Below are 11,574 nucleotides of genomic sequence, written 5' to 3'. Positions count from 1 at the left end.
ATTGCCGTGAATGCCTGACAAGCCGGACCCCTTCTTCGACGAGCCTCCTCGCGGCGCCAGCCCGCGCGGCGGGCGCTCGCCGTTGCAGGTGGCGCCGGCCTACACCCCGCCCAAGGACGAAGCCAAAGCGCCCGCCGGTGCTTCCGGCCGCGGCGACCCGCTGCTGCAATGCCTGGCCTGGCTGACCGCCTTCCACGGCAAGCGGCGCTCGCCCGAAAGCCTGCGCGCCGAGCAGCCGGTCGACGAACTGGTCACCCCCAATCAGGCCCTGCGCATCCTGCGCGAGAGCGGCTACAACGCCGGCCTGCTGCCCAAGCGCATCCCCGAGATCAACCCGCTGCTGCTGCCAGCGGTGCTGCTGCTGGGCGAGGGCGACGCCTGCGTGCTGGTGCGCAGGCTCGATGGCGAAGGCCCGGCCCGCTACGAGGTGGTGTTCCCGGACGGCGACGGCCAGGCCGTGCAGGCCGGAGCCGATGAGCTGGCGGCCGAGTACAGCGGCTTCCTGCTGGTGGCCACGCCCAAGCTGGAAAGCGCCAGCGAGCGCCGCGCCGAGCAGCTGCTGGCCGGCAGCGACGAACACTGGCTCTGGGGCACGCTGAAGCGCTTCACGCCCTACTACCGGGCCTCGATGGTGGCGGCGCTGCTCTCCAACGTGCTGCTGCTGGCGATCGGCCTGATCACCTCGGTGATCTTCGACAAGGTCATCCCCACCCAATCCACCGTCACGCTCTGGACCCTGGCAGTGGGCGGCGCCATCGCGCTGACCTTCGACCTGTTCGCGCGTCAACTGCGCAGCCATCTGATCGATCTGGCCGGCCGCAAGACCGACCTGATCGTCGGCTCCAAGCTGTTCCGCCACACCTTGGGCGTGCGCATGGAGCACCGGCCCGAATCGGCCGGCGCCTACGGCTACCAGTTGGGGCAGATCGAGGTGGTGCGCGACTTCTTCGCCTCGGCCTCGCTGTCGGTGGTGTCCGATCTGCCCTTCGTGCTGGTCTTCATCGGCATCACCTTCGTGGTGGCGGGGCCGCTGGGCTGGGTGCTGGCGCTGGCCGTGCCGGTGCTGTTCGGCCTGACCTGGTTCATCCAGTCGCGCCAGCGCCGCATGCAGCAGGCGCACCAGCAGGAGCAGGCCGACCTGCAAGGCACGCTGGTGGAGGCGCTGGAAGGCCTGGAAGACCTGAAGACCTCGGGCGCGCAGGGCCGCTTCATCCGCCGCTACGAATCCGCCACGGCGGTCGCGGCCGAGGCCTCGCTGCGCTCGCGCACGCTGATGGCCCTGTCCAACAACCTGACCATGACGGCGCAGCAGCTGATCACTCTGATCATCCTGGTGTGGGGCGTCTACCTGATCAAGGACGGCCAGACCACGCAGGGTGCGCTGGTGGCGGCGGTGATGTTCGCCAGCCGTGCACTGGCGCCGCTGTCGTCCCTGGTTTCGCTGACCACGCGCTACCAGGGCGCCAAGGCCTGCCTGATGGCGCTGAACAAGCTGATGGCCAAGCCGCAGGAGCGCGAGGCGCACCGTGCCTATGTGCCGCTCAAGGACGTGAAGGGGCGGCTGGCGCTGAACGACGTGGGCTTCTGCTACCCGTTGCCGGCCGGCGTGGACGGCAACCCGCCCAAGGTGCTCAAGGCAGTGGGCCTGAAGTTCGAGCCGGGCGAGCGCGTGGCGGTGCTGGGCCGCATCGGCTCGGGCAAGAGCACCATCCTGCGCCTGCTCGCCGGCCTCTACCAGCCCACCGAGGGCGCGGTGGAGCTGGACGGCGTGGACCTGCGTCAGATCGATCCGGCCGAGTTCCGCGCCCGCATGGGCTTTGTCGGCCAGGAGCCGCGCCTCTTCAACGGCACGCTGCGCGACAACGTCACCATGGGCCGCGGCGACATGGACGCCAGCCGCCTGGCCGAGGTGGCGCGCCTGACCGGCCTGGACCGCGTGGTGGCTGGCCACCCGCAGGGCTGGGACCTGAACGTGGGCGAGATGGGCGGCCAGCTCAGCGGCGGCCAGCGCCAGCTGGTGGCACTGGCGCGCGCCCTGGTGCACAAGCCGCAGATCCTGCTGATGGACGAACCCACCAGCAGCATGGACGCGCAATCGGAACTGCAGTTCCTGCGCCAACTCAAAGAGGCAATGGCGGCCAGCCAAGGCAGCCTGATCGTCGTCACCCACCGCCCGGCGGTGCTGGAGCTGGTGCAGCGCATCGTGGTGGTGGATGCCGGCCGCGTGGTGATGGATGGCCCGCGTGACGCCGTGCTGGCGGCCCTCTCGGGCACCCGTCCGCCGGCGGGCGCCGAGGCGGCCGAGGGCCAGAAGGTGCGCATCCATCCCACTGCGCAGCCGGTGGCGAAGTCGTCCACCCTATGAGCGCTCCCGCACGGCCGCTCCGAAGGGAGCGCGTTCCTCCCTCGGGGAGGTGGTCACGAAGTGACCGGAGGGTGGTCCAGTGAGCGGTCTGGGCCCGAAGGACGGGCAGTTCCTGAGCCCGCTGGCTGCGGCGCAGGTGGACGAGGCCTTACCTCGTTCCACCTGGGTGCTCTATCTGATGCTGGCGCTGGTGATCAGCTTCATCGTCTGGGCCTCGCTGGCCGAAGTGGATGAGGTGGCGCGCGCCGAAGGCCGCATCGTGCCGGATGGGCAGATCCAGATCATTTCCTCGCTCGAGCCCGGTTTGCTGGGCGAGCTGCTGGTCAAGGAAGGCGAGCTGGTGGCCAAGGGCCAGGAGCTGGTGCGCCTGGACCCGACGCGCATGGAGGCCGCGCAGAACGAAGGCCAGGTGCGCCGCCTGGCCCTGCTGGCCACGGCCACCCGGCTGCGCGCCGAGGCCAACGGCAGCGAGCCCAAGTTCCCGCCCGAGCTGGCGGATGCCAAGAAGTTCACCGACGCCGAGCTGGAGTCCTTCCGCAGCCGCCGCAAGCTGCTGGAGGAGACCCTGGCGGGCATGTCCAACTCCATGGCCCTGGTGAACAAGGAGCTGGCCGTGGCGCGCCAGATGGCGGCCCAGGGGCTGATGAGCAATGTCGAGGTGATGCGCCTGACGCGCCAGCTCGGCGAGATGCAGGTGGCGCGGCAGGAGCGCATCAACCGCTTCCGCCAGGAAGCCAGCAGCGAACTGGTGCGGGTGCAGAACGACCTGGCCGCCGTCGAGGAGCAGATGGTCGTCAAGGACGACGTGCTCAAGCGCACCGTGCTCACCAGCCCGGTGGATGGCGTGGTGCGCAGCGTCAAGATCAACACGGTGGGCGGCGTCGTCACCACCGGCGCACCCATCCTCGAGATCGCTCCCATGGGCGGGCGGGTGCTGGTGGAGGCGCGCGTCAAACCGCGCGACATCGGCTTCGTCGGCATCGGCCAGAAGGCCGAGGTCAAGCTCTCGGGCTATGACGTCAACATCTACGGCGGCCTCTCGGGCCGGGTGGACTACATCAGCCCGGATGCCGCGGGCGAATCCGAGAAGAGCGCCGAGGCCGGCTATTACCGCGTGCTGGTGGTGAGCGAGCGCAACACGCTCAAAAAACTCAAAGGCAAGCAGCTGCCGCTGATTCCCGGCATGGCGGCCACGGTGGACATCCGCACCGGTGAGCGCTCGGTGCTCAGCTACCTGGTGCGGCCGATGCTGAAGAGCCAGGAAGCCCTGCGCGAGCGCTGAAAAGCCCCGCTTCCACCGGCCTGCGCGGCCCTTCGGTGGGCGGCGCGGCCCCTGAGAATGTGGCGACCTTTTCTGGAGCCGCCATGTCCGACGCCGCGAGCCGCTACGAGCTGTCCAACAACTGGTTCGAGATGGGCGCGCGCCCGGTGTGGGACGCGCTGATCCCCAGCATCAAGCCCGCGCGCATCCTGGAGATCGGCAGCTTCGAGGGCGCCAGCGTCTGCTACCTGATCGACAAGCTCGGCGCCCAACAGGCGCTGGAGCTGCACTGCGTGGACACCTGGGAAGGCGGCATGGAACACGCCGGCCTGAACATGGGCGCGGTGGAGCAGCGCTTCGACGCCAATGTGGCCAAAGCCAGCGCCGCCGCCGCGCACCCCGTGGTGGTGCACAAGCACAAGGGCTACAGCGACGGGCAACTGGCCAAGCTGCTGGTCGAGGGCAAGGCGGGTTACTTCGATTTCGCTTACGTGGACGGCTCGCACCAGGCGCCCGACGTGCTGTGTGACGCCGTGCTGGCCTTCCGCCTGCTGCGCGTGGGCGGCGTGGTGGTGTTTGACGACTACATCTGGGGCTTCGGCGGCGCCGCCTGCGACCCGCTGAACGCCCCCAAGATCGCCGTGGATGCCTTCAGCACGATGTATGCGCGCAAGCTGGCGATGCTGAACGCGCCCTGCCTGCAGAAGTACTTCCAGAAGACCGCGAACTAGCCGGGCAAGGAGCCGCCCCCCGGTCCCACGCTCGCCTGCAGGGCCAGGCAGGCCGCCTGCACGGCGTCGCGCCCTTCGGCCTGGCGCTTGAGCAGGGTCATCTGTGCCTCGGCGTGGCGCTTGAAGCTGTCCAGCGCGGCGCGCCAGTGGCCCTGGGCCTCGGCCAGCGCCGATTGCTCCAGATGGGCCTGCGCCTGGCGTTCCAGTTCGGGGCTGTCGGCCAGCAATTGCAGCGCCAGCGCCATGTGGGCGGCGGCGCTGCGGTGGCGGCCGGCCTGGCGCTCCAGCCGGGCCAGATTCAGCTCCAGCACGCCGCGGTCCGAGCCCAGTCCGGCGCGTTCGATCAGGCCGCTGCAGCGCTGCAGCAGGGCCAGCGCACGCTCGTTCTCGCCCAGGCGCTGCAAGGCCTCGGCTGCGCGTTCGGCGGTGCGGGTCAGCAGATGGTGCTGGCCGTCGCGGGCCAGCTCGTCGATGCCATCCAGCATGGCCCGCAGCGCCGGGCGCAGGGCGGGGCTGTGTTCGCGCTCCAGCGCCTGCTGCAGGCGGTAGTGCTGCAGATTGGCCTGGCAGATGGCGCGCAGGCCGGGCTCGCCCGGCGGCAGCAGGCGCAGCGCCTGTTCGGCGGCGGAACAGGCGGCGTCCAGCTCGCCCAGTTCGTGCAGGGCGGCGCCGGCGTTGTTCCAGAAGATGCAGCGCTCCCGCTCGGCCTCGATGCCAGGCAGCAGCGTGGCGGCGCGCTCAAACAGGCGGCGCACCTCGGTCTGCGCACCCAGGCGCGCCAGCGACACGGAGTGCAGCCCCAGGCCGCGCAACAGGCGCACCGGGCAGGGGCGGGGGGCGCAGCGCTCGAAGCAGGCGAGGGCGGCGTAGCCCGCCTGCACGGCTTCGCGCAGGCGGCCGGCGTACTGCAGGCACAGGGCCAGCAGGTGCTGGCACAGGCCTTGTTGCTCGGCGCTGCCCTCGGTCTGCAGCTGCGGCCACAGGCGCTCGCAGGTTTGCTGCGTGAAGGCCAGACGGCCTTCGCGGCTGGCCTGCTCGGCCTGCAGCAGCTGTTCGGCCAGGCTGCCGGGCGGGGGCTCGGGGGGCTTGCGCGTGCGTGCACGCCGCGGTGCGCTGCCGGCCGCTCCGGTCTGGCTCAGGCTGGCCACCAGCTGCGCAAAGCCGCCGGCCTGGGGCGGTTGCACAGGCGTGGCGGCGCTGGGCGGGGCGGTTTTGCGGGGCGGCGGCATAGGGGATGAAAGAGCAGGGCGGCGATCCTATGCCGCACGGCTCGCACACCTGTTACGAGCCGACCCCTAATCCGCCTCGCTTCTGGGCAAGCCAGGCTCTCCTGTCGGCGTCATTCGTGATCAATGCCGCACAAACACCACCGCCGAGCGGGCTGGCAGGGTGAAGCGGCCGCTGCCGGCATCGAAGCGCGCTTCCTGGCGCACGCGCGCATCGGCCGCCGAGGCCGCCTGTTGCACCGGGTGCAGTTGCAGCTGCTTGCCCTTGAACGCATCGAGTTGCAGCTGCTGCGGCTGCTTGTCCACGTTCACGAAGTACAGCAGCTCGGCATAGCGCGCGCCGGGGTAGCCGCTGCCGTCGATGGAGGCTGCGATGACGGTGGCTACCTGGCCGGAGCCGGTGTTGTGGAAGCGCAGGCGCTCGCGGATGTCGGCCGCGCTGCGCAGGCGCAGCAGGGTGGTGCTGGCGCGGATCTTCAGCAGGTCGCGGAAGGCGTCGCGGGTCCAGGCGATCTCGGCCGGCGTGGGCTTGATGCCGGCGTCCTGCAGCAGCGGCCGCGCCACCGCCCAGTTGGCCTGGTTCTCGCCCTTCAGCGGCAGGCCGGTGCCGAAGAAGTTGTCGGCGTAGCTCCAGTCCAGGCGGTTGAACCAGTCGCCGGCGTCGTAGCTGTTGCGGTCCAGACTCTTGCTTCGCAGGGTGTCCACGCCGGCGTGGAAGTAGGGCACGCCTTGGGCGAAGGTGTTGAGCGCGGCGGCCAGGATCTGCACGCGGGCCCGGTCGGCCCGGCTGGTGCCGGGCGGCAGGCGGAAGGCGTTCAGGTCGAACAGGGTGTGGTTGTCGTGGTTCTCGACGTAGTTGATGACCTCGCCGGGCTCGGCCACATAGCCGACCACCTGGTTGCCGAGCTGATCGAGGCGCTGCTGTGCATCCCAATGCGTGTGCAGCTCGTAGCTGCGCACGGAGCCGGCCAGGCCGGCCTTGATCAGGTCGCCCGCCCACAGCAGGTCGCCGCGCGTCTTGCCGCCGCCCTGGGGGTTGGGGTCGTAGAAGGCGCCGTTCACAAAGCCCTGGTTGCCGACGAAGCTGTTGCCTTCACCAAAGCTGCTGCCGCGCACGGCGTCGCGCAGGCGGTCGTTGAAGCTGCCGATGCCGCTGCCGGCCAGGTTGAGCTGGCTGGCCTGCACGAAGCGGCGGTTGTCGGCCACCTCGCCGAAGTTCCAGCCTTCGCCCAGCAGCTGCACCTCGCGGCCCAGCTCGGCCTTGAGCCGCGCGCGGATGGCGCTCATCGCCGCCAGCGGCTGGTGGCCCATCAGATCAAAGCGGAAGGAGCTGATCTGGTACTCGCGGGCCCACAGCAACACCGAGTCGCTCATCAGCTTGGCCATCATCAGGTGCTCCGTGGCGGTGTTCTCGCAGCAGGTGCTGCGCTCGAGGCCGCCTTCGGCATTGAGCCGGTGGTAGTAGCCGGGCACGATGCGGTCCAGCACCGAGCGCTCGTTCTGGCCGCTGGCGCTCGTGTGGTTGAACACCACGTCCATGCCCACGCGCAGGCCCACCTGGTGCAGGCCCTGCACCAGGCTGCGGAACTCACGAACCCGGGCGTAGGGGTCGTTGGCGTCGCTGCTGTAGCCGCCCTCGGGGGCATTGAAGTGCTGCGGGTCGTAGCCCCAGTTGAAGCAGTCGCTGCCCTGGGCGGCGGCCACCAGGGCCTGCTGGGCCTCATCCGCCGCGCCGCCGCTGGGGGCGGGCGTGCTGCAGCCGGTTTCGGGCACGCTGCTGAAGTCGTAGACGGGCAGCAGGTGCACGTCGGTCAGGCCGGCGTCGGCCAGCGCCTTGAGGTGCTTCATGCCCGCGCTGCTGCGTTCGCCAAAGGCGGCGAACTTGCCGCGCAGGGCGGCGGGCACGCTGGCGTCGCTGGCCGAGAAGTCGCGTACGTGCAGCTCGTAGATGCTCATGTCGGGTGCGGCGGCCACGGTTTGCGGCGGTTTGCTGCCGGCCCAGCCGGGCGGCTGGCTGCGGGCCTCATTCAGGTCCACCAGCGCGCTGCGGCGGCCATCGGCGCTGAGCGAGACGCTGTAGGGGTCCGTCACCAGGTTGCGCACCAGGCCCACCCCGCGCACGAACACCTCGACGCCGTAGCGGTAGAACTGGCCGCGCAGATCGCCCGCAGCCTCGGCCACCCAGCTGCCGGTGCTCGGGTCGAATTGCGCCGCGATGGCCTGGGCGGCCGGCGCACCGGCACTCGGGTAGACGTAGACGGTGACGCGCTGCGCCGTGGGCGCCCACAGGCGCCAGCGCGCGCCCTGGCCGTTGACCTGGGCACCCAGATCGTTCAATCGCGCCGCCTCGGCGTACAGCGAATCGATGGCGCCGGGCGTTTGCAGGCTGGTGGCGTTTTGCACGCGGCCTTGCGCGTCCTCTTCCACGATCAGCAACTGCCCCTGCAGCCCGATCCACAGACTGGGCAGGATGGCATCGGGCAGCCGGTAGCGCGCGCCGGCGCCAATCCAGCCAAAGCGCGCGGCCAGGGCCTCGGGCAGGGGGCTGGTGTCGGGCTCCAGCGCCACGCTGGCGTCGCTGCCGCGCACCGGCTCGTCCTTCACCACCACCAACTGGCCGCTGGCGGAGTAGTGGATCTTCACCGTGCCGCGACCGTCATGCGCGGGCCACTGGATGCGCTGCTGGTCCAGCCAGTAGGCGCGCGCATCGGTGCTGGAGACGCGGCGCAGGTCCGGCGCGGCGGTGTAGACGGTCGCATCGCCCTGCACCAGCCAGATGGAGGCCACGCCTTCGACCGCGCGCAGGCCGGCGTAGGCCACGCGGATGTTGTCGGGCCGGCCGTCCTTGTCGTTCTCGTTCGGGGCCTTACCGTGGATGATGAATTCGAGCGCTTCGCGGCTGGCATCGGCGCGCGGGTTCAGCACCGGGATGTCGAACACCAGCTCGCCGCTGCCGGGCGCGTAGCCGGGCATCTGCTCGAAGCCCACAGCGGCATTCCACTGGTTGATGACCAGACCGGCCGGCAGCCGCGCCACGTCCACGCCATTCCAGGGCCACAGGTGCAGGCCCCAGGCGCCGTAGGCGCCGTCCAGGCGCTTGTAGTGCACGCGCACGGTGTGCAGGTCCGGCGGCTGGCTGGGGCCGGTGGGTGGGCTGGTGTAGGTGGTGGCATCACCCTGGCGGCGCCAGATCTCGTTCTTGCCGGGCTGCAGGGTCCAGCTCTGGTCGGCGCCGCCGTGGTCCTTGTCGTCGCCCTTGTGGAACAGATAGCCCACCGAGCCGCTGCCGGCCACCAGGGGCAGCTCGTACACGGCGCCAAAGCCGTCCTGCCCCAGGGGGTTGTGGCCCTGGTTCCAGCCGGGGTCGGCCGCGGCGCCCCAGCTGTGCACCTGCCAGCCAGCGGTGTTGCCGTCGCTGCGCTGGTAGTGGAGGGTCAGCGTGGTGGCCGCACCGCCGCCGCCCGTGCTTACCTGCGGGGGCACCGGCTGCAGCACGGTCTGGAAGGGGCCGTCACCCAGGGTTGGGTTTGAGGCCTCGGCGGCGCTGGCCTGGCGCTTCTGCACGAAGGGGCCGGGTTCGGTGCCTCCCCCACAGGCTGCCAGGGCCAGCGCGACGCCGCCTGCCACCACCCAATCGCGTACCCGCAGCGCATGCCCGCGCAAGCTCAGCCAGCCCATCTTGGTCTCCGGTCGATGCTGAATCGAGCGGCAGGATAAGTAGTAGAACTACATTATTCGAGCGTGCATTCCCTTGGAAACGTAGTGAAACTACGTGTAGTTCCATGTCGCCTGGCGCCCCTCAAGCAAGGGTGGGCGCAACGCCCGGGGATGGATGGCTGCGCGGGTGAATCAAGATGTTTCCCGCCTGCGCCGGGATTGAAGCCCGAACGTGGGTGCGTCGGGCCCAGGTTGGTGGGGCTTGGCGGACCGAATGGCCCTCGGCCCCTTGACCAGCCTGGAGACCCCCGTGAGTGACTACATCGTTCCCAACGTTCCCTACATCCCCCAGAAGACCTACGAGACCTGCTGGCTGGCCGCGTACAAGATGCTGCTGGCCTGGAAGGGCCGGCCGCAGGAGATGGCCGAGAGCCTGCCCAACCACCAGATCATGCGGCGCGACGGCATCCTCGATTCGCAGTTCCTGGCCTGCCGCACCGCGCTGGGCCTGATGTCCAGCACCTACACGGGCTTTCGGGACGCCGACGCCATCGAGGGCAAGCTGCAAAGCTATGGGCCCATTTGGGTTTCGGGCACCTACGCCAAGGGCCACAAGCACATCGTGGTGCTTCGCGGCGTGCGCGGTTCCGGCAACGATGCGGAGGTCCTGATCAACGATCCGCAGACGGGCATGAACATCAGCAACCCGAAGGATGACTGGTGGCCCATCAGCTGGTTCTCGAACCGGCTGAACCCGGTGGCCTTTGCCTGCCAGCACTGGTGTGATTGAACGCTCCCAAAGCCCCATCAAACCGCCCAAACCCCCGCTTTTCCCCCTCAAGCCCCACCCGGGCCTCTGGTGTGATGCCGCCTGTGTTCCTGCGAGTTCAGCAGCCGCTGCATCCCCATGCCTGCCACGCCCACTGCCCGATCCCTTTGCTTGCTGCTGGCCCTGGCGTTGAGCGCGGCGCCGCTGCAGGCCGCTCGGCCCAAGACCAAGGCGCCGGTGCGCGCCAAGGCCCCGGCTGCGGCCGTGGCCGAGCCGGCCATGCCGGCCACCCGCTGTGGCGATGACGACCATCTGCGCCTGAAGCGCGAGCCCGCCGCCGCGGCCGACACGGCCATGGCGCAGACCGACCCGCGCGCCTACCTGGTGCAGGTGGCGGAAGCCGCCATGCAGCGCAGCCGCCAGGTCGGTGTGTCGCAACTGCTGGCCCAAAGCGCCGCCGACGAACTGCGCGAGGCCGAGTTGGCCGGGTTGCCGCAGGTGCAGCTGAGCCTCTCCGGCTTCGGCGTGGCCAGCACGGTGCGCAGCGTGCGCCAGCCCGATGGCGCCGAGGCGAGAGTGGCGCTGCAGGCGGCCGGGCCGGTGTGGGACTGGGGTCAGCGCAAGCAGCTGGTGGAATGGCGCCGCCAACTGGCCGAAGCCGCCCAGGCCGCGCGCCAGGGGCAGGCCGAGCAGATCGCGCTGCAGGCCGTCTCCCTGAGCCTGGAGCGCAGCCGCTTCACGCTGCAGCTGCAGGTCTACGGCCAGTACATCCGCAAGATGGCCTGCCTGGTGGAGGCGCTGGAAACCATCACCGAACTGGACCGCGGCCGCGCCAGCGAGCTGGTGCAGGCGCAGAAGCAGCAGCAACTGGCCGAACTGGCCCTGGTGGCCACGCAGGATCAGCTGCGCAGCGTCGAGACCCGGTTGCGCCGCCTGCTGGGCGACCCGCTGCCGCCGGTGGCCAGCCTCTCGGCCGTGCTGGCGCGTCTGCCCGATCTGGGCCAGATGCAAAAGGAGCTGCTGGCCGCTTCCGATGTGACGCAGGCCAATGCCCAGGCCCTGGCCGCGCAGCGCTTGGCCGATTCGGTGAACGCCGGCCAAAAGCCCCAGGTCAGTTGGCTGGCCAATGCCAACCTGGCGCGCGGCAATGGCGACAACCGCGAGTACACCGCCGGGGTGCAGGTGAGCATTCCGCTCTTCCGCGCCACCGATGCCCCGCAGCGCGACGCCGCCCGCCGCCGCGCCGAGGCCGCCAACCTGCAGCGCGACGAAACGCTGGAAGCCAAGCATTGGCGCCTGAGCGAGGTGCACGATGCCGCGCAGAACTCGCTGGACCGTGCCCGCCGCATCGCCGAGCTGCTGCGCGCCAGCCAGCAGCTGCGCGGCGCCACGCTGCAGCAATGGCAGCAGCTGGGCCGGCGCTCGCTCTTCGACGTGATGGGTGCCGAAGCCGATTACTACGGCCTGCGCGTGGCCCAGGTGAACGCGCTGTACGACGCCCAGCAGGCCGTGGCCATGATGGGGTCGATGGGGAAGGGCGTGCTGGAACTGCTGCGCTAGGCTGC

At 70.2% G+C, this 11,574-nt stretch carries 7 protein-coding genes; 5 read left to right on the top strand and 2 right to left on the bottom strand.

Translation table 11 applies throughout. The annotated features are described in order from the left end of the window. Window positions 1–10 precede the first annotated feature (10 nt). From ACE3QP_RS09640 to ACE3QP_RS09630, 3 genes are all read left to right on the top strand, one after another. Window positions 11–2,365: a type I secretion system permease/ATPase gene (locus ACE3QP_RS09640; protein WP_374435585.1), complete on the top strand. Its 2,355-nt coding sequence runs from the start codon at window positions 11–13 to the stop codon at window positions 2,363–2,365. Window positions 2,366–2,444: 79 nt separating this feature from the next. After that, on the top strand, window positions 2,445–3,647 hold the full coding sequence (locus ACE3QP_RS09635; RefSeq protein WP_198110058.1) for an HlyD family type I secretion periplasmic adaptor subunit: 1,203 nt from the start codon (window positions 2,445–2,447) through the stop codon (window positions 3,645–3,647). A gap of 83 nt (window positions 3,648–3,730) precedes the next feature. After that, a complete protein-coding gene (locus ACE3QP_RS09630; RefSeq protein WP_374435582.1) occupies window positions 3,731–4,357 on the top strand; it encodes a class I SAM-dependent methyltransferase in 627 nt (208 codons plus the stop codon). Here ACE3QP_RS09630 and ACE3QP_RS09625 read toward each other — a convergent pair. Together ACE3QP_RS09625 and ACE3QP_RS09620 are read right to left on the bottom strand one after the other, a co-directional pair. After that, on the bottom strand, window positions 4,354–5,586 hold the full coding sequence (locus ACE3QP_RS09625; RefSeq protein WP_374435580.1) for a hypothetical protein: 1,233 nt from the start codon (window positions 5,584–5,586) through the stop codon (window positions 4,354–4,356). The two genes, ACE3QP_RS09630 and ACE3QP_RS09625, sit on opposite strands and share 4 nt — an antisense overlap. A gap of 120 nt (window positions 5,587–5,706) precedes the next feature. Next, a complete protein-coding gene (locus tag ACE3QP_RS09620; RefSeq protein ID WP_374435578.1) occupies window positions 5,707–9,261 on the bottom strand; it encodes an alpha-1,6-glucosidase domain-containing protein in 3,555 nt (1,184 codons plus the stop codon). 289 nt (window positions 9,262–9,550) lie between these two features. On the opposite strand from ACE3QP_RS09620, the gene ACE3QP_RS09615 reads away from it, so the two are divergent. Together ACE3QP_RS09615 and ACE3QP_RS09610 are read left to right on the top strand one after the other, a co-directional pair. Further along, window positions 9,551–10,030 (top strand): papain-like cysteine protease family protein, encoded by a 480-nt coding sequence (locus ACE3QP_RS09615; protein WP_198110054.1) that lies wholly within the window; start codon window positions 9,551–9,553, stop codon window positions 10,028–10,030. A gap of 150 nt (window positions 10,031–10,180) precedes the next feature. Continuing rightward, a complete protein-coding gene (locus tag ACE3QP_RS09610) occupies window positions 10,181–11,569 on the top strand; it encodes a TolC family protein (RefSeq protein ID WP_374435576.1) in 1,389 nt (462 codons plus the stop codon). Window positions 11,570–11,574: the final 5 nt, after the last annotated feature.

It is taken from the genome of Inhella sp., from assembly GCF_041912635.1.
Lineage (GTDB): Bacteria > Pseudomonadota > Gammaproteobacteria > Burkholderiales > Burkholderiaceae_C > Inhella.
This window is presented reverse-complemented; position numbering and strand designations above follow the sequence as displayed.

Excerpts from the sequence above, each read along its gene's own strand:
- ACE3QP_RS09630 (WP_374435582.1), top strand. The coding sequence starts at position 3,731 with ATGTCCGACGCCGCGAGCCGCTACGAGCTGTCCAACAACTGGTTCGAG.
- ACE3QP_RS09620 (WP_374435578.1), bottom strand. The coding sequence starts at position 9,261 with ATGGGCTGGCTGAGCTTGCGCGGGCATGCGCTGCGGGTACGCGATTGG.
- ACE3QP_RS09625 (WP_374435580.1), bottom strand. The coding sequence starts at position 5,586 with ATGCCGCCGCCCCGCAAAACCGCCCCGCCCAGCGCCGCCACGCCTGTG.
- ACE3QP_RS09640 (WP_374435585.1), top strand. The coding sequence starts at position 11 with ATGCCTGACAAGCCGGACCCCTTCTTCGACGAGCCTCCTCGCGGCGCC.